Below are 17,505 nucleotides of genomic sequence, written 5' to 3' on the forward strand. Positions count from 1 at the left end.
ACTATGGCTCGTCGTCGGCAACCTGAAGAACACGTCAATCACGAACGCTGGCTCGTTTCCTACGCCGACTTCATCACGTTGCTGTTCGCATTCTTCGTGGTCATGTACTCGATCTCGTCGATCAACGAGGGCAAGTACAAAGTCATTTCCGAGGCGCTGATCGGGGTGTTTACCGACAGCGATCGCGCCCTCAAGCCGATCCCGATCGGTGAAGAGCGGCCGAAGACCGTGACCCCGGCCAAGCCCCTGGTCAAGGACAGCGAGCAGGTCGATGCCGGCGTTGCCGGTGCCAGTGATCCATTGAAAAGCATTGCCGATGACATCAGCGCGGCATTCGGCGACTTGATCAAGTCCAATCAGATGACCGTGCGCGGCAACGAGCTGTGGGTCGAGATCGAGCTCAATTCCAGCCTGTTGTTCGGCAGCGGCGATGCGATGCCCAGTGACATGGCGTTCAACATCATCGACAAGGTGGCCGCAATCCTCAAGCCGTTCGACAACCCGATCCATGTCGAAGGCTTCACCGACGATCAGCCGATCCGCACCGCGCAATACCCGACCAACTGGGAGCTGTCTTCGGCCCGTTCGGCGAGCATCGTGCGCATGCTGGCGATGCAGGGCGTAAACCCTGGCCGCCTGGCGTCGGTGGGTTACGGCGAGTTCCAGCCGGTGGCCAACAACGCCACCGCTGAGGGCAGGGCGCGTAACCGTCGCGTGGTGCTGGTCGTGTCGCGAAATCTTGATGTACGTCGCAGCCTCACCGGCACCGGGACCGCCCATGCGCAACCGGATGCCGCGTTGAAGCGTGCTGGCACACAAACTGCACCGACCCCGGTCAAGTCGCCGGTACGAGAGAGCGCCGTCAATTCTCCGTCACCTGCATTAACACGTTGAGCTATTTCTCGGTCGAGCATATCGACCGGGAGGAACAATCCGAATGAGAGTCTGGGCCGTTGCCAATCAAAAGGGTGGTGTTGGTAAAACCACTTCCTCTATCGCTTTAGCCGGCTTGCTGGCCGAGGCGGGCAAGCGCGTGGTCGTGGTCGATCTCGATCCGCACGGCTCGATGACCAGCTACTTCGGCTACGATCCCGACAGCCTGGAGCACAGCAGCTACGACCTGTTCCTGCACAAGGGCAGCGTGCCGCAAGGCTTGCCCGGGCAGTTGCTGTTGCCGACCAGCGACGAACGCATCTCGTTGTTGCCGTCGAGCACCGCTCTGGCCACGCTTGAACGTCAGTCGCCGGGCCAGAGTGGTTTGGGCCTGGTGATTGCCAAGAGCCTGGCGCAACTGTGGCAGGACTTCGATTACGCCGTGATCGACAGCCCGCCGTTGCTCGGCGTACTGATGGTCAATGCCTTGGCGGCGAGCCAGCAATTAGTGATTCCGGTGCAGACCGAGCACCTGGCCGTCAAAGGTCTGGAGCGCATGGTCAATACACTGGCGATGATCAACCGCTCACGCAAAGTGGCGTTGCCGTTCTCCATCATTCCAACCTTGTTCGACCGCCGCACCCAAGCGTCCCTCGGGACCCTTCGCGTGCTGCGCGACAAATACCCGGAAGAAATCTGGCAAGGCTACATCCCGATCGACACGCGCCTGCGGGATGCGAGCCGGGCCGGGCTGACGCCTTCGCAATTCGACGGCAAGAGCCGTGGGGTTCTCGCTTATCGCGCCTTGCTCAAGCATTTGCTGGCGGCACAACTTGTCCCGCAGGTGGCCTGAGATGAATCGGCCGGTGAAAATCACCTCGCGTCCGCAACTGGCGCTCCAGTCTTATCTGGACAGCCTGCTGATGGAAGCGACTGAAGAGTTGCCGCTGGAAGTGGAAGCGGTGGCTGAAGTCATCGAGGTTGTTGAAGCGGTAGAGGTTGAGGCTGCGCTGGACGAGTTCCAGGCCGCCGTGCTTGAAGAGCAGGCGCGTGATGCGCAGAAGTCCGTTGTGGCAGCTGCACCTGTTGTCGCGCCAGTGGTCGCTGCGGTCGCAAAAGCCCCGGTGGTGATCGAAGATGCGCCGGCACCGATCCTGGCGCCGGTCTCGACCCTCGCACCGTTGCTGCAAACCCTGGTGCCGCCGCTGGTCGAAGTCCATCTGCCGCCGAGCAACACGCCGCCACCGGTGGAAACCGACGGTCGCCCGGCGTGGGCCGCCGAGCCGTTCGAATGCCTGCTGTTCGATGTCGCCGGGTTGACCCTGGCGGTGCCGCTGGTGTGCCTGGGCTCGATTTATTCGCTGGCCGGTCACGAGCTGACGCCGCTGTTTGGCCAGCCCGAATGGTTCCTCGGGATCCTGCCGAGTCAGGCCGGCAACCTGAAAGTCCTGGACACCGCGCGCTGGGTCATGCCCGACCGCTACCGCGACGATTTCCGTCAGGGCCTGCAATACGTCATTTCGGTTCAGGGCTACGAGTGGGGGCTGGCGGTGCATCAGGTCAGCCGCTCGTTGCGCCTGGACCCGAACGAAATCAAATGGAGAAGTCATCGAGGTCAGCGGCCATGGCTCGCCGGCACGGTGATTGAGCACATGTGTGCGCTGCTGGACGTTTCCGCCCTGGCCGAGTTGATCGCCAGCGGCGGGGCAAAGCACATGGGCGGCAGCAAGCCGCTACACAAACCGACATAGCTGCCGACATAACAAGTATGCGACGGCATTGTTGAATGCCGCCACACAGAACACACACCGCTAGAAGCGGTTTTTCGAGGGGTCAGGGTATGAGTAGTCAAGCGACGAATGCAAAAGGTTCCGAAGATCCGATCCTGCAATGGGTAACCTTCAAACTGGACAATGAAACCTACGGCATCAACGTGATGCGCGTTCAGGAAGTCCTGCGTTACACCGAAATCGCCCCGGTCCCGGGTGCCCCGAGCTACGTGCTGGGCATTATCAACCTGCGCGGCAACGTGGTCACCGTGATCGACACCCGTCAGCGCTTCGGCCTGATGAATGCCGAGATCAGCGACAACACCCGTATCGTCATCATCGAAGCCGACAAGCAAGTGGTCGGGATCATGGTCGACAGCGTGGCCGAAGTGGTTTACCTGCGTCAGTCGGAAATCGAAACCGCGCCAAACGTCGGTAACGAAGAGTCCGCCAAGTTCATTCAAGGCGTGTGCAACAAGAACAATGAACTGCTGATCCTGGTCGAACTGGACAAGATGATGAGCGAAGAAGAATGGTCGGACCTGGAGAACATCTGATTGATTCTTGAGGTAGCGGTCATTGTCCTGTTCCTTTTCTGGGCAGGCACGCTGGCAATGTTTCTGGCGTACATTCGCGCTCAACGGCAAATTGCCGCGCAACAGGCCCAGGGTGATGCGCTGCGCGATCAGCGCATCAAGGACCTGGCCAAACGCGTCGACGACTATCAAAGCGGCAACGTGCGCATGGGTGAAGACCTGCACGAACTGCGCGCCGTCGTCAGTCCCTTGCCGGACAAACTGGCGCAGCTGGAACAGCGCGATCCGTCGAGCCTGTCGTTTGCCCAGGCGGCGCGCCTGGTCGGCATGGGGGCTACTGTTGATGAACTGACTCAGTCTTGCGGGTTGACCCAGGCTGAGGCGGAGTTGATGCGCAAGCTTCACAAGAACTGACGCCTGCCAAAGATCGTTCCCCGCGTGGGAACGATCTCTGGGGACGCTCCGCATTCCGCTGTTGAATGTGACGCAGAGCGTCACGGGCTGCATTCCCACTTAGAGCGTGGGAACGATCAGTAGTCGTCACCGCGATCAGTGATGTCCTTCTCAACCATGGTCGCCTCCGGATCATGCCCCGCCGGAAACTTACCCTTCAAATTCCACGCAAACGCAATAATCTCGGCAATCGTGCGGTACAACTCTTCCGGAATACTTTCCCCCAGTTCCATCCGCGCCAGCAGCTTCACCAGTTCGGCGTTTTCATAGATGGGCACTTCATAATCACGGGCAAGCTTCAGAATGGCTTCGGCCAGTGCTTCGTCGCCTTTGGCCGTGAGGGTAGGGGCGTGGGTGCCGTCGTATTTGAGGGCGATGGCCTGGCGTGGGGTGTTGGGGTTTCTCATGCGGTTTCGTCGACCCAGCGTTGTTCGAGGCGGGTTTGTGGGCCTTGTGGCGGTGTACCGAGGTGGCAATCCAGATCGCCGACGTTCAGCCCGGAGTCCAGCAAGCGCTGGCGCAGTGCAGCCAGATTGCTTTCGATCAGGCTGGCGGTGTACGGCCGTTCGGCCCAGAGCTGGCTGGACAGGCTGCCCTTGATCAGCTGCGCCTGAATCTGCAATGGGCCCAACGGTTCCATGTCGAACGCCAGGTCCACGCGCCACAGTTGCTGCTTCGGTTCGCGTTCGTCTCGACGTTCGTGGGGTTGTTCTTTCTCCGGCGCTTCTTCGCGCTGGAACTTGACCTGCAGCGGCACGATGTCCTGCAAATTGCGCATCGGAATTTCCAGCTGCCAGGTGCTGAGCAGGCGGCCATCGTCAGTGACGCCGGTCTGCTCAAGACTCGACAACTGATGGCTTTGCAGGCGCGAAACCGCCGCCGCAGCCAGACGCAGCAAATGCTCCAGATCGTTTTCACCGTCCTGGCTTTGCAGCAGCCGTTCGGGCAGCGGGAAACTGGTCGGCAACGGCTTGGCGCTGACCTGGCCGAGCATGCCCAGGGCGCTGCGCACGAAACTCGGCATGGACTGGACCAGCGTGTTGGCGGCAATGATCGCATTGAGATTAGTGTTGGCCGGCAGCCCTGGCGTCAATTGCGCAATCAGCTTGAGCAGATCGCCTTTCATGTCGGGCGCCAGTGTCGGATTTTGCCCGGTCAGCAATTTCGCTTCGAGGAATAGCCCGCTATTGGCCAGCGCCTGAGCGAGGCCTTTTGACGTACTCAGTTGCTGAACGTCCGGTAAACCGGCCAGCAGTTTTTCCACCGCGGCCCGCAGGTCGCTGGAGGTCTGATCCGACGGAGGCAGGTTTTGCAGCAGCTTGATCAAACCATCCAGCGAGCCTTGGCGGCTCTGCTGACTGACCAATTGCTGGGTGATCGCCAGTTGCTCCTGACGGTTGCTCAACGGCACGAACCTCAGCGTTTGCGTGTCCTGCACCAAGGCACTCAACAGCGTGCCGATGCGCAGCGGCGTCGGACTGTCGATGCTCAGCGTGCTGCCGCTCAACGCGGTGTTGAGCAGGCTCACCATCGAACGAAACACCGTCGGCTGGCCCGGCACCTGCGGCAGCACTTGCGAGGTCAGTACTTTGCCCTGCAACAACGTCCCGACCGGCAATTGCGCGGTGTCGATGCGGGTGAGGGTGGCGACGCTGGAAGCAATGGCCTGTTGCACCGTGATCGCCAGATTGCCCGCTGACGGTTGGGTGATCGCCAGACTGGTGCCTTGGGGCAGCGGCTGGGTGCTGGTGGCCTGGACCGTGGTCTGGCGGCCGCTGTCGAGGGTGACTTTAAGCAACAGTTGAAAGGTCTGATCCGCCTGCTTGAGCGACAGCACTTCAGCCTTGGCGGTCTGGCCGGGGGTGATCAGGCCCTCCAACGGCGACAGCAGCTTGAGCAGATCGCCGCTCACTACCAGCGGCCGCGAAGTCGCGGGCGTGGTCTGCGGTACCGGGAGGATGTTCATTTCGCCTGTCATACGCGGTCACAACCTGAGGAAAATGCACTCTTTAGAGTAGGGTATGGCATGTATAATGCCGCCCGTCCTTCGGGGAGTGGCGAAAACATTGCATTTGTTTGACGCAGCTCTCTAGAACAGGCCGCCAATGCATCTATGCTGCATCTCTTTAGCGGCCGCTCCGCCGCCGACTTGAACCGCAAAAGGCCCGTGATCTCTTGACCAGTCCTGTCCTGCAAACCGTTGCCCTTGCTTGTGAGCGAGACCTTCGGCTGCTCTTCGAAAATCTCGAATTGAGACTGGCCAGTGGCGAAATGGTGCAAATCAGCGGCCCCAACGGCAGCGGCAAGACCAGCCTCTTGCGTCTGTTATCCGGCCTGATGCAGCCGACCGCCGGTCAAGTGCTGCTCAACGGTAAGCCGCTGAACGATCAGCGCCTTGAACTGGCGCGCAACCTGCTGTGGATCGGTCATGCCGCCGGGATCAAGGACTTGTTGACGCCGGAGGAGAACCTGATCTGGCTCTGCGCCCTGCATCAACCGGCTCCCCACGAGGCGATCTGGCAAGCGCTGGCCGATGTCGGATTGCGCGGTTTCGAGGATGTTCCCTGCCATACGTTGTCCGCCGGGCAGAAACGCCGTGTGGCATTGGCGCGCCTGTACCTCGACAGTCCGCCGCTGTGGATCCTCGACGAGCCGTTCACCGCGCTCGATAAACAAGGCGTGGCGCAACTCGAAGAACACCTGGCCGCCCACTGCGAGCGCGGCGGCATGGTGGTGCTGACCACTCACCACACGCTGAGCCGGATGCCGGCCAGCTATCGCGATATCGATCTGGGGAAGTGGGCCGTATGAGTGTTTTCGGCCTGCTGGTCGCCCGTGAGTCCCGTCTACTGTTCCGCCGTCCGGCTGAGCTGGCCAATCCGCTGGTTTTTTTCGCGATCGTCGTTTCGCTGTTCCCGTTGGCGGTCGGTCCCGAGTCTCAATTGTTGCAAACCTTGTCTCCGGGACTGGTGTGGGTCGCGGCACTTTTATCGGTCCTGCTCTCGCTGGACGGGCTCTTCCGCAGTGATTTCGAGGACGGATCGCTGGAACAGTGGGTCCTTTCGTCGCACCCCCTGCCTCTTCTGGTTTTGGCCAAGGTACTGGCACACTGGGCCTTCTCTGGCCTGGCACTGGTTTTGCTCGCTCCACTGCTGGCATTGATGCTCGGTTTGCCAACCGCCTGTCTGCCGGTGTTGCTGCTTTCTTTATTGCTGGGTACACCGGTGCTGAGCCTGCTCGGTGCGGTGGGCGCAGCCCTGACGGTGGGATTGAAGCGAGGCGGCCTGTTGCTGGCGCTGCTGATTCTGCCGCTGTACATCCCGGTGTTGATTCTCGGCAGTGGCGCCTTGCAGGCGGCCCTGCAGGGCATGCCGGCGACCGGTTATCTCTTGTGGCTTGGTAGCCTGACCGCCTTGGCGATAACCCTGACACCGTTTGCAATAGCTGCTGGCCTGAAGATCAGCGTCGGCGAATAATGAGGTCTGGTCATTTTTTGATCAGTAAAGACCCTTTGGCTCTTCATAGCGAAGAGCAACCGTGATGGAAACAGTAATGAACTGGACCTGGTTTCATAAGCTCGGCTCGCCCAAATGGTTTTACGGCATCAGTGGCAAATTGCTGCCGTGGCTGAGCATTGCCGCAGTGCTGCTGATCGGCGTCGGTGTCGTTTGGGGCCTGGCCTTCGCGCCGCCTGACTACCAGCAAGGCAACAGCTTTCGCATCATTTATATCCACGTTCCGGCCGCCATGCTGGCGCAGTCCGTCTACGTCATGCTGGCAGTGTGCGGCATCGTCGGGCTGGTCTGGAAAATGAAACTGGCCGATGTCGCCCTGCAATGCGCGGCGCCCATCGGTGCCTGGATGACCGCCGTGGCGCTGGTCACCGGCGCGATCTGGGGCAAGCCGACGTGGGGCTCGTGGTGGGTCTGGGATGCGCGACTTACGTCCATGCTTATTCTGCTGTTCCTGTACTTCGGTCTCATTGCGCTGGGCAACGCGATCAGCAATCGTGACAGCGCGGCCAAGGCCTGCGCGGTATTGGCGATCGTCGGCGTAATCAACATCCCGATCATCAAATACTCGGTGGAGTGGTGGAACACCCTGCACCAGGGTGCGACCTTCACCCTCACCGAAAAACCGGCGATGCCCGCCGAGATGTGGCTGCCATTGTTGCTGACGGTGCTGGGTTTCTACTGTTTCTTCGGCGCGGTGCTGTTGCTGCGCATGCGCCTTGAAGTGCTCAAGCGCGAAGCCCGGGCCAGTTGGGTGAAAGCTGAAGTGCAGAACAGTCTGGAGGCCGTTCGATGAGTTTTGCTTCATTCGGCGACTTCCTCGCCATGGGCCATCACGCCCTGTATGTCTGGTCAGCCTATGGCATCTGCCTGGCGGTGCTGATCCTCAACGTGGCGGCGCCGATCCTGGCCCGCAAGCGGTATCTGCAACAAGAGGCGCGTCGTTTGCGCCGGGAGAACGGCAAGTGAATCCGCTGCGCAAAAAGCGTCTTATCATCATTCTCGCGATCCTGGTGGGTGTCGGCGCTGCCGTCGGCCTGGCCCTGAGCGCCCTGCAGCAGAACATCAATCTGTTTTACACCCCGACCCAGATCGCCAACGGCGAAGCCCCGCAAGACACGCGCATCCGCGCCGGTGGTATGGTCGAGAAGGGCTCGCTGCAACGTTCCGGCGATTCGCTGGACGTGAAATTCATCGTCACCGACTTCAACAAGTCCGTGACCATCAGCTACCGCGGCATCCTCCCGGACCTGTTCCGTGAAGGGCAAGGCATCGTGGCGCTGGGCAAACTGAACGCCGACGGCGTGGTGGTGGCCGACGAAGTGCTGGCCAAGCACGATGAAAAGTACATGCCGCCGGAAGTGACCAAGGCTTTGAAAGACAGCGGTCAATCTGCTCCAACGCCCGTGAAGGAGGGTTGATCGATGACATCCGCACTGTTTATCCCTGAACTCGGCCACCTGGCCATGATCCTGGCGCTGTGTTTCGCGCTGGTCCAGGCCATCGTGCCGTTGCTCGGCGCCTGGCGCGGTGATCGTTTGTGGATGAGCCTCGCGCAACCAGCGGCCTGGGGCCAGTTCGCCTTTTTGCTATTCGCCTTCGGTTGCCTGACCTACGCGTTCATGGCTGATGACTTTTCCGTCGCCTACGTGGCCAGCAACTCCAACAGCGCCTTGCCGTGGTACTACAAGTTCAGCGCGGTGTGGGGCGCTCACGAAGGTTCGCTGCTGCTCTGGGCCTTGATCCTCGGCGGCTGGACCTTTGCGGTGTCGGTATTCTCCCGGCAGTTGCCGCAAGTGATGCTGGCCCGGGTGCTGGCGGTGATGGGCATGATCAGCACCGGTTTCCTGCTGTTCCTGATCCTCACGTCCAACCCGTTCAAGCGCATCCTGCCGCAAGTGCCCAGCGATGGCGCCGACCTCAATCCGTTGCTGCAAGACATTGGCCTGATCGTTCACCCACCGATGCTGTACATGGGTTACGTCGGTTTCTCCGTGGCCTTCGCCTTCGCCATCGCGGCGCTGATGGGCGGTCGTCTTGATGCGGCGTGGGCGCGCTGGTCGCGTCCATGGACCATCGTTGCCTGGGCTTTCCTCGGGATCGGCATCACCCTGGGTTCGTGGTGGGCCTACTACGAACTCGGCTGGGGCGGCTGGTGGTTCTGGGACCCGGTGGAAAACGCCTCGTTCATGCCTTGGCTGGTCGGTACGGCGCTGATTCACTCGTTGGCGGTCACGGAAAAACGTGGCGTGTTCAAAAGCTGGACCGTGTTGCTGGCCATTGCCGCGTTCTCGTTGAGCTTGCTCGGTACGTTCCTGGTACGTTCCGGCGTGCTGACCTCGGTTCACGCCTTTGCCTCCGACCCGGAGCGCGGTGTGTTCATCCTGATTTTCCTGCTGTTCGTGGTCGGCGGTTCGCTGACGCTGTTCGCCCTGCGCGCCCCGGTGGTGAAAAGCCACGTCGGCTTCAACCTGTGGTCCCGGGAAACCCTGCTGCTGGGCAACAACTTGGTGCTGGTGGTGGCGGCGTCGATGATTCTGCTGGGCACCTTGTATCCGCTGATTCTCGATGCGATGACCGGCGCCAAGCTGTCCGTCGGCCCGCCATACTTCAACGCGCTGTTCATTCCGTTGATGGCGTTGCTGATGATGGTGATGGCCGTCGGCATGCTGGTGCGCTGGAAAGACACCCCGGTCAAATGGCTGATGAGCATGCTGACCCCGGTGTTGCTTGGCAGTGCCGCGTTAGCTGTGGTGGCCGGCGTCGCTTATGGCGATTTCAACTGGGCGGTGCTCGCCACGTTCATGCTCGCGGCCTGGGTGCTGTTGGCCGGTGTGCGCGACATCCTCGACAAGACCCGCCACAAAGGCCTGATCAAAGGCCTGCCGACCCTGACCCGCAGCTACTGGGGCATGCAGATCGCGCACTTGGGCATCGCCGTGTGCGCCCTTGGCGTCGTGCTGTCGAGCCAGAACAGTGCCGAACGCGATTTGCGCCTGGCGCCGGGCGAGTCCATGGACCTGGCCGGTTATCACTTCGTGTTCGAAGGCGCCAAGCACTACGAAGGCCCGAACTTCACCTCCGACAAGGGCACCGTCCGGGTGATCAAGGGCGGCAAGGAAGTCAGCGTGTTGCACCCGGAAAAACGCCTGTACACCGTGCAGAACTCGGTAATGACCGAAGCCGGGATCGACGCCGGTTTCACCCGTGACATTTACGTCGCCCTTGGCGAACCGCTGGGCGATGGCGCCTGGGCCGTGCGCGTGCACGTCAAGCCGTTCGTGCGCTGGATCTGGTTCGGCGGGCTGCTGACAGGTTTCGGCGGGTTGCTGGCGGCGCTGGATCGCCGTTATCGGGTCAAGGTAAAAAGCCGCGTGCGGGAAGCACTCGGTATGTCGGGAGCCACTGCATGAGACGTTGGTTAATGCTGTTGCCACTGGCGATTTTTCTGGTGGTGGCTGTTTTCCTGTACCGCGGGTTGTACCTGGACCCGGCCGAGTTGCCTTCGGCGATGATCGGCAAGCCGTTCCCGGCGTTTTCCCTGCCGACCGTGGAAGGCGACAAGACCCTGACCAAGGCCGACATTCTCGGTAAACCGGCGCTGGTCAACGTCTGGGCCACCTGGTGCATCGCCTGCAAGGTCGAGCATCCGGTATTGAACAAGCTGGCCCAGCAGGGCGTAACGATTTATGGCATCAACTACAAGGACGTCAACGCCGACGCTAAGAAGTGGCTGGTGGAATTCCACAATCCGTACCAGTTGGGGATCAGTGACGCGGACGGCTCGCTGGGCCTGAACCTCGGTGTCTACGGCGCCCCGGAAACCTTTTTCATCGACGCCAAAGGCATCATCCGCGACAAGTTCGTCGGGGTGATCGACGAACAGGTCTGGCGCGAAAAACTGGCGGCCAGGTATCAGGCGCTGGTCGATGAGGCCAAGCCATGAAGCGCTGGATAGCCGCCCTTGTATTGGGTTTGAGCATGGCCGGTGTTGCCCACGCCGCCATCGACACCTACGAGTTCGCCAAAGAAGGCGATCGCGAGCGTTTTCGCGAGCTGACCAAAGAGCTGCGTTGCCCCAAGTGCCAGAACCAGGACATCGCCGATTCCAACGCACCGATCGCCGCCGACCTGCGCAAAGAGATTTTCCGCATGTTGGGCGAGGGCAAGGACAATCAGCAGATCATCGACTTCATGGTTGATCGCTACGGTGATTTCGTCCGCTACAAACCCGCTCTGAACGCCAAGACCGCTCTGCTCTGGTTCGGCCCCGCCGGCCTGTTGCTGGGCGGTTTTGTGATCATCGCCGTGATCGTCCGCCGTCGTCGCGTGCAGCGCGCTGACACCAAGGATGAGCTCTCTGCCGAGGAGCGTGAGCGCCTCGACCACCTGTTGGATAAAACCAAGAATGATTGATTTCTGGCTCGCTGCAGGTCTGCTGCTTCTGGTTGCCCTGAGTTTTCTGCTGATCCCCGTTTTGCGTGGCCGTCGTGCACAGCTTGAAGAGGATCGTACTGCCCTGAACGTTGCGCTGTATCAGGAGCGCGTGGCTGAGCTGCAAACCGAGCAGGAGGAGGGCGTGCTCAACGCGGCGCAACTGGAAACCGGTCGCGCCGAAGCTGCCCGTGAGTTGCTCGCCGACACCGAAGGCGTCGAGGCACCGCGCGTGGCGCGCCTGGGCAAACCGTTGCCCTTGCTGGCGGCGATTCTGGTGCCGGTCCTTGGGCTTGGCTTGTACCTGCATTACGGTGCCAGCGACAAGGTTGAACTGACTCGCGAATTCGCCCAGGCGCCGCAGTCGATGGAAGAGATGACCCAGCGTCTGGAGCGCGCGGTCGCGGCACAGCCGGATTCGGCTGAAGGCTTGTACTTCCTCGGTCGCACCTACATGGCTCAGGACCGTCCGGGAGACGCGGCGAAGATCTTCGAGCGCACGGTGAACCTGGCCGGTCGTCAGCCGGAACTGCTCGGCCAATGGGCCCAGGCCCAGTACTTCGCCGATGGCAAAAAGTGGTCGGACAAAATTCAGGCGTTGACTGACGAAGCGCTGAAAGCCGATCCGAAAGAAGTCACCAGCCTTGGCCTGCTGGGCATCGCGGCGTTTGAAAGCCAGCGGTATCAGGACGCCATCGACTACTGGAATCGCCTGTTGGCGCAACTGCCGCCGGAGGACAGTTCCCGTGCCGCGCTGCAAGGCGGGATCACGCGAGCCACCGAGAAACTCGAAGCCAGCGGCGGCAAAGTCGCCCAGGCACCAGTGGCCAAAGCGGCAGCGAAGCTTAAGGTCACCGTCGATCTGGCACCTGAGCTCAAAGCCAAGGTCCAGCCCGGCGACAGCGTGTTCATCTTCGCCCGCGCCACCTCAGGTCCACCGGCCCCGTTGGCCGCCAAACGCCTGACCGTGGCCGATCTGCCGGCCACCGTCGAACTGGGCGATGCCGACGCAATGATGCCGCAGTTGAAACTGTCGAACTTCCCTGAAGTCCAACTGGTTGCGCGCGTCTCCCGCGCCGGCCAACCGACTGCCGGCGAATGGATCGGTCGCAGCCAGCCCCTGGCCAGCAGCACCACCGCAGCGCAAAAACTGACCATCGACAGCCCGGATAAATGACAGGAAACGCCACTATGACCACCATCGCTCGTATCACCCTGCTCAGTATGGTTTTGGGGTTAAGCGCTTGTGTGGTCCAACCGCAGCCGCCTGAGCGGCTGCCACCGATCCCGCCGTCGCAGCCGCGTCCGACGCCGTCCCCCACACCGACACCGAGCAAGCCGAGCATTCCGGCCAAGCCCGCCAAACCTTTGCCACGCACCTCCGCCAGCTTCGCGCCCCCACCGGGTGGCAACAGCCATTGGGATGCCAAGCTTGGCGTGTACGTGCTTGATGACCAGCCCAACACCTTCTACCGCCAGCGCACCTACTACCGCTGGAACAACGGCTGGAGCCGGTCGATCAGCCCGGACGGGCCATGGGAAGAGACCAATATCCATGGTGTGCCAGGTGGGTTGGGGCGGCAATTCGGGGAATAAACAGAAACGGCGATCTTCGGATCGCCGTTTTGCTGTCTGGGGTTTGCAAGGATCCCCAGTGATTCAGGTCTCCTTGGCCATCAACCCCTGCACAAACTCCACAAACGCCCGAGCCTTCGCGCTGGCCATTCTGCCGGTGGGAAATACCGCCCACAGGTCCTGATTCGGCAGGGCCCACTCCTTCATCACTTCCCTGACCGCACCGTTGGCCAGTTCCGGCGCAAACATCCATTCCGACGCCAGGGTCAGCCCTTGATGGGCGAGCACGGCTGCACGCAGGCCTTCGGCGGCGTTGACGCGGATTCGCCCGCTGATGATGACTGACTGCTCATCTGTTCCGTTGCAGAACTGCCAGTTGCCACCGCCACCCAAGGTGTAGGCGATTGCCTGGTGGTTGCTCAGGTCGGTCGGGCAAGTGGGCTCGCCGTGTTTTTCGAAATAGGCGGGGGTGCCCAGCACGACGCGCCGGCATTCGGCAATTTTACGAGCGGTGAGGCCGGAGTCGCTCAGGGTGCCCATGCGCAGGGCGATGTCGATGCCTTCCTCGACCAGATTGACGTTGCGGTCATCGAGCATCAGGTCGATGTTCAGGTCCGGGTTCTGATCGAGAAACGGCCCGAGGTGCGGAACGATGTGCAGTCGGCCGAAGGTCACGGCAGCACAGATCCGCAGGTTGCCGGTCAGACCGCTGGCGGCGCCGCGTGCTGCGTTGTCGGCCTCATTGGCTTCTTCGATGGCGCGCTTGGCGCGTTCGAAAAAGGCCAGCCCGGCTTCGGTGGGCGTCAGGCCGCGAGTCGAGCGCAACAGCAGTCGAACCGCGAGACGCGACTCCAGTTGCGCAATGGTTTTCGACACGGCGGGCTGGCCGATATTCAGGCGCCGGGCGGCGGCGGAAAACGAGCCGGTTTCCACCACGTAGACGAAGGTTTCCATTGCGCCGAGGCGGTCCATCTCAAGTCCTTTTTGCGATTCTAAACACTGTCGAGACCCCAGTGGGGCGAGTCAGAACGCGGCTTTGCCTATGGAGGAGCCGCCGTCGACAAACAAGGTCTGCCCGGTGATAAACCCGCTTTGCTCGGACAACAAAAACGCAATGGCCGCCGCGATCTCGTGTGGCTGCCCCAGTCGTCCCATCGGCACACCCGCCAGATACCGAGCTTCACCTTCGCTGCCCGGCGGGTTGTTGGCGCGAAACAGCTCGGTCTCGGTCGGCCCCGGCGCCACGGCATTTACGGTCACGCCGGTTTGCGCCAGTTCCAGCGCCCAGGAGCGGGTGAAGCTGATCAACGCCGCCTTGGCCGCCGCGTAGGCCGTGCGCTGGGTGATGCCGAGTACAGTCAGACTGGAAATATTGACCACTCGACCCCAGCCCTTGGCGCGCATATTTGGCAGCAACGCCTGAGTGGCCTGCAACGCCGAATGCAGGTTGACCCGCATCACGTCATCAAAGGTGTCGAGGTCGATTTCGCCCAACACTTGGGGGCGGACCAGACCGACATTGTTGACCAGCCCATCAAATTCATACGTCCTGGACAGATCCGCCAGCACTTCCTGGGTCAGCGCCCTGTCGCTCAAATCCAGCGGAAACAGAATGCCGGGGAACGACAGGTCCGGGGTCCGGGCAATCCCGACCACCCGATGCCCCGCACGGTCCAGATGTTCGGCCACTGCCCGACCGATGCCTTTGCTGGCACCGGTAATGAGAAAGGTACGTCGAGTCATTGCACACTCCTTGAAAGCACAGGCCGCCGGGGCGGGCGGCCGTTGAACGGGTCAGCCGCGAATCGCATCCAGCATCGCTTCAGGCTTTGGACGCTGAGTGTAATCCGGGTTGGCCTTGGCGGTAACGAATCAGGTGAGATCCATCCTGACCGCAGGGGCGAAATGCGCTCAGGTGAAGTTATAGGATTCGTGCTTGGGGGAATGAGGATCGAGTGGGTATTCAAACACCGGATATCCCGGGTGCTGTGACTGCCGCGGATACGTTCGAGGAGGCATACGACGCAGCTGTCGAAATCGTGCAGATACTTCTGCAACAAATGGAAGCACAGGGGCTGGATCTTCCGGTGCCGACATCGGTGAACAAGATTTGAAGCGCGGAACATCAGTCGCACATCAGTCACGAGCAAGCCAGATTCCTGTGGGCGCGTGGCTTGCCCGCGATGCTTTTTGACCTTATGCAGCCGCCAACGCAGCCTTCGGCGAAACACTCAAAAACCGCAACAACGCCAACAGCGGGAACGCGCTGCCCACGATCACGATCCACAGCCAGCCGCCGTGTTCATACACTGCGCTGGCCACCGAGGAACCGAACGCGCCGCCGATGAAGATGCTGGTCATGTACAACGCATTCAAGCGGCTGCGGCTTTTGGCGTCGAGGGCGTAGACCGCGCGTTGGCCGAGGACCATGTTCATCTGCACGCAGAAGTCGAGGACCACGCCAGTGACCGCGAGACCGATGACGCTGTAGACCGGATGGATGAACGCTGGCAGGAAGCTCAGGCTGGCGAACAGCAGGGCCAGCAAGGAGGCGATGCGGGTGTGGCCGGCATCTGCCAGTCGACCGGCAATCGGCGCGGCGATCGCACCGATGGCGCCGACCAGGGCGAAGATCGCGATCTGGGTTTGCGACAGGCCGTGATTGCGCGCCAGCTCCAGCGGCACGGCGGTCCAGAACAGGCTGAACGTGGCGAACATGCAACCCTGGTAGAACGCGCGCTGACGCAACACCGGTTGCTGGCGCAGCAGCGTCCATAGCGAACCGAGCAACTGGCCATAAGAGGCGCTGTGATCCGGCTGACGCTTGGGAATCGTCAACGCCAGCACGATGCTGATCGCCGCCATCAACGCCGCCGCGATCACAAACATCGCGCGCCAGCCGAAGTGGTCCGCCACGACGCTGGACACCGGCCGCGCCAACAGAATCCCCAGCAGCAAACCGCCCATGATCCCGCCGACGACCCGACCGCGTGACTCTTCCGGCGCGAGGTGCGCCGCCAGCGGAATCAGGATCTGCACCGACACCGAACTGAAACCCACCAGCAACGAGATCAGCAAAAAAACGTTCGGCTGATCGGTAAACGCCGCGCCCAACAGGCTGGCAATCGCCACTACGGTGGTGATGATCATCAGTCGACGGTTTTCCAGCAGATCACCCAGCGGCACCAGGAAGAACAAGCCAAGTGCGTAACCAATCTGGGTCAGCGAAACAATCAGGCTGGCCATGGTGCTGGTCAGGCCGATGTCCGGCGCGATCAGGCCGATGATCGGCTGGGCGTAGTAGATGTTGGCCACAATCGCGCCGCAGCAGAAGGCGAACAGCAGCACCATGCCTTTGGTCATTGTCGCGGTGCCGTGGGGCACCTGGGTCGCTGGGTTCATAACGTGTCTCGCTGAACAGAAGGGAATGCGCGCAGGCTAAAGAGGTATCGGATTCGGCAGAAGAGGGATTGGAGTGATAGCAATCATTCCTTTGCGGAATGAGTGACGGACAGGAGTGCTGTCCATCGATAAACCTTGCGTCAAAATATCGAGCTCCGATGATACATTCACTTACAACCTGTTCGATAGCGTGCTTATGTTCTCCTTCACGATTCATAACCGGAAGGCACTTCCATGAATGCGATGTTTCGTCACCTTATACGCGGTGCTTCAGTGGTTACCTTGGTCGGCCTGGTCACGGCAGGTCTGGCCCAGGCCGCCGACGCGCCGGGCCTGCGCATTGGCGTGCGCGGCGAGATCACCGGGGTCAGCCCCGACGTCTTGAAAGTCCACGTCAACACTGGCGAAAACGTGGTAATCAACCTGACCAACGACACCAAAGTCCGCGCCGTTACCCTGGCCAATATCGAAGACATCAAACCCGGCAGCTACGTTGGATCGGCGGCCATTCCGCAAGACGATGGCACCTTGAAGGCGCTGGAAGTCCACGTCTTTCCACCGGAACTGGCGGGCAGCGGCGACGGGCATCGGCCGTTCGATCTGGTCAAGGGCAGTAGCATGACCAATGGCAGCGTGGGCGATCTGGTGGTCAGCAATGGCCGGATGTTGACCGTAAACTACAAGGGCGGGCAGCAGAAGATCCTGGTGCCGGAGGATGTGCCGATCGTGAATTTGATGCCGGGGGACAGGAGTTTGCTGAAGGTGGGGGTGAAGATCGTGACATTCGTCACCCAAAGTGCAGACGGGACACTGACTGCGCAATCGATCTCGGCGGGCAAGGATGGCGTTACCCCACCGATGTGAAGGCAGGGCAAAAACCCTGTAGGAGTGAGCCTGCTCGCGATAGCGGAATGTCAGTTGATATCAATGTTGAATAACACTTCGCTATCG

Annotated in this window: 21 protein-coding genes and 1 pseudogene; 17 read left to right on the forward strand and 5 right to left on the reverse strand. The window is 61.1% G+C overall.

Going from position 1 to position 17,505, the window contains the following annotated elements; genetic code table 11:
* Positions 1 to 3 precede the first annotated feature (3 nt).
* The 5 genes from motD to QMX98_RS03245 all read left to right on the forward strand — a co-directional run bounded on the left by motD (position 4) and on the right by QMX98_RS03245 (position 3,592).
* A complete protein-coding gene (gene motD / locus QMX98_RS03225) occupies positions 4 to 894 on the forward strand; it encodes a flagellar motor protein MotD (RefSeq protein ID WP_010456934.1) in 891 nt (296 codons plus the stop codon).
* 43 nt (positions 895 to 937) lie between these two features.
* Positions 938 to 1,726 carry a ParA family protein gene (locus QMX98_RS03230; protein ID WP_010456932.1) on the forward strand — a complete coding sequence of 263 codons (789 nt, stop codon included), beginning with the start codon at positions 938 to 940 and terminating at the stop codon, positions 1,724 to 1,726.
* 1 nt (position 1,727) lies between these two features.
* Entirely contained in the window at positions 1,728 to 2,624 is an 897-nt protein-coding gene (locus tag QMX98_RS03235; RefSeq protein WP_010456930.1) for a CheW domain-containing protein, read from the forward strand.
* 89 nt (positions 2,625 to 2,713) lie between these two features.
* Positions 2,714 to 3,199 (forward strand): chemotaxis protein CheW, encoded by a 486-nt coding sequence (locus QMX98_RS03240; RefSeq protein WP_010456928.1) that lies wholly within the window; start codon positions 2,714 to 2,716, stop codon positions 3,197 to 3,199.
* The gene (locus QMX98_RS03245) at positions 3,200 to 3,592 is read left to right on the forward strand and encodes a DUF2802 domain-containing protein (protein ID WP_010456926.1); all 393 of its coding nucleotides are present in this window, start codon (positions 3,200 to 3,202) and stop codon (positions 3,590 to 3,592) included.
* Positions 3,593 to 3,708: 116 nt separating this feature from the next.
* Here the strand turns inward: QMX98_RS03245 and QMX98_RS03250 are convergent, their stop codons facing one another.
* Entirely contained in the window at positions 3,709 to 4,038 is a 330-nt protein-coding gene (locus QMX98_RS03250; protein WP_010456924.1) for an EscU/YscU/HrcU family type III secretion system export apparatus switch protein, read from the reverse strand.
* Complete coding sequence (locus tag QMX98_RS03255; RefSeq protein ID WP_282410252.1) at positions 4,035 to 5,609, reverse strand: flagellar hook-length control protein FliK; 1,575 nt, start codon at positions 5,607 to 5,609, stop codon at positions 4,035 to 4,037. The genes QMX98_RS03250 and QMX98_RS03255 overlap by 4 nt, the downstream gene beginning before the upstream one ends.
* Before the next feature lie 197 nt (positions 5,610 to 5,806).
* Between QMX98_RS03255 and ccmA the strand changes: the two genes are divergently transcribed.
* The 10 genes from ccmA to QMX98_RS03305 all read left to right on the forward strand — a co-directional run bounded on the left by ccmA (position 5,807) and on the right by QMX98_RS03305 (position 13,173).
* A complete protein-coding gene (gene ccmA / locus QMX98_RS03260) occupies positions 5,807 to 6,442 on the forward strand; it encodes a cytochrome c biogenesis heme-transporting ATPase CcmA (RefSeq protein ID WP_010456921.1) in 636 nt (211 codons plus the stop codon).
* The gene (gene ccmB / locus QMX98_RS03265) at positions 6,439 to 7,107 is read left to right on the forward strand and encodes a heme exporter protein CcmB (protein WP_010456919.1); all 669 of its coding nucleotides are present in this window, start codon (positions 6,439 to 6,441) and stop codon (positions 7,105 to 7,107) included. Before ccmA ends, ccmB begins: the two co-directional genes overlap by 4 nt.
* A gap of 76 nt (positions 7,108 to 7,183) precedes the next feature.
* Entirely contained in the window at positions 7,184 to 7,939 is a 756-nt protein-coding gene (locus tag QMX98_RS03270) for a heme ABC transporter permease (protein WP_010456917.1), read from the forward strand.
* A complete protein-coding gene (gene ccmD / locus QMX98_RS03275; protein WP_010456915.1) occupies positions 7,936 to 8,112 on the forward strand; it encodes a heme exporter protein CcmD in 177 nt (58 codons plus the stop codon). The genes QMX98_RS03270 and ccmD overlap by 4 nt, the downstream gene beginning before the upstream one ends.
* Positions 8,109 to 8,564 carry a cytochrome c maturation protein CcmE gene (gene ccmE, locus QMX98_RS03280; protein ID WP_010456913.1) on the forward strand — a complete coding sequence of 152 codons (456 nt, stop codon included), beginning with the start codon at positions 8,109 to 8,111 and terminating at the stop codon, positions 8,562 to 8,564. The genes ccmD and ccmE overlap by 4 nt, the downstream gene beginning before the upstream one ends.
* 3 nt (positions 8,565 to 8,567) lie before the next feature.
* Entirely contained in the window at positions 8,568 to 10,556 is a 1,989-nt protein-coding gene (locus QMX98_RS03285) for a heme lyase CcmF/NrfE family subunit (protein WP_145305782.1), read from the forward strand.
* The gene (locus tag QMX98_RS03290; RefSeq protein WP_083375996.1) at positions 10,553 to 11,089 is read left to right on the forward strand and encodes a DsbE family thiol:disulfide interchange protein; all 537 of its coding nucleotides are present in this window, start codon (positions 10,553 to 10,555) and stop codon (positions 11,087 to 11,089) included. The genes QMX98_RS03285 and QMX98_RS03290 overlap by 4 nt, the downstream gene beginning before the upstream one ends.
* Positions 11,086 to 11,559 (forward strand): cytochrome c-type biogenesis protein, encoded by a 474-nt coding sequence (locus tag QMX98_RS03295; protein ID WP_010456908.1) that lies wholly within the window; start codon positions 11,086 to 11,088, stop codon positions 11,557 to 11,559. Before QMX98_RS03290 ends, QMX98_RS03295 begins: the two co-directional genes overlap by 4 nt.
* A complete protein-coding gene (ccmI, locus tag QMX98_RS03300) occupies positions 11,552 to 12,754 on the forward strand; it encodes a c-type cytochrome biogenesis protein CcmI (RefSeq protein WP_010456906.1) in 1,203 nt (400 codons plus the stop codon). The genes QMX98_RS03295 and ccmI overlap by 8 nt, the downstream gene beginning before the upstream one ends.
* Before the next feature lie 14 nt (positions 12,755 to 12,768).
* Positions 12,769 to 13,173 carry a hypothetical protein gene (locus tag QMX98_RS03305; protein WP_010456904.1) on the forward strand — a complete coding sequence of 135 codons (405 nt, stop codon included), beginning with the start codon at positions 12,769 to 12,771 and terminating at the stop codon, positions 13,171 to 13,173.
* A 63-nt stretch (positions 13,174 to 13,236) separates the two neighbouring features.
* On the opposite strand, the gene QMX98_RS03310 is transcribed toward QMX98_RS03305, so the two are convergent.
* Positions 13,237 to 14,124 (reverse strand): LysR family transcriptional regulator, encoded by an 888-nt coding sequence (locus tag QMX98_RS03310; RefSeq protein ID WP_083375999.1) that lies wholly within the window; start codon positions 14,122 to 14,124, stop codon positions 13,237 to 13,239.
* A gap of 51 nt (positions 14,125 to 14,175) precedes the next feature.
* On the reverse strand, positions 14,176 to 14,895 hold the full coding sequence (locus tag QMX98_RS03315) for an SDR family oxidoreductase (protein ID WP_282410253.1): 720 nt from the start codon (positions 14,893 to 14,895) through the stop codon (positions 14,176 to 14,178).
* A gap of 185 nt (positions 14,896 to 15,080) precedes the next feature.
* On the opposite strand from QMX98_RS03315, the pseudogene QMX98_RS03320 reads away from it, so the two are divergent.
* A pseudogene (locus tag QMX98_RS03320) lies at positions 15,081 to 15,251 on the forward strand (type II toxin-antitoxin system HicB family antitoxin); the annotation flags it as partial.
* A gap of 97 nt (positions 15,252 to 15,348) precedes the next feature.
* Here the strand turns inward: QMX98_RS03320 and QMX98_RS03325 are convergent.
* Complete coding sequence (locus tag QMX98_RS03325; protein WP_010456896.1) at positions 15,349 to 16,554, reverse strand: MFS transporter; 1,206 nt, start codon at positions 16,552 to 16,554, stop codon at positions 15,349 to 15,351.
* 234 nt (positions 16,555 to 16,788) lie between these two features.
* Between QMX98_RS03325 and QMX98_RS03330 the strand changes: the two genes are divergently transcribed.
* Positions 16,789 to 17,418 carry a DUF5666 domain-containing protein gene (locus QMX98_RS03330; RefSeq protein ID WP_010456894.1) on the forward strand — a complete coding sequence of 210 codons (630 nt, stop codon included), beginning with the start codon at positions 16,789 to 16,791 and terminating at the stop codon, positions 17,416 to 17,418.
* Positions 17,419 to 17,505 lie beyond the last annotated feature (87 nt).

This window comes from Pseudomonas sp. PS02303 (genome assembly GCF_029959925.1).
GTDB classification, from domain to species: Bacteria; Pseudomonadota; Gammaproteobacteria; order Pseudomonadales; family Pseudomonadaceae; genus Aquipseudomonas; species Aquipseudomonas mandelii.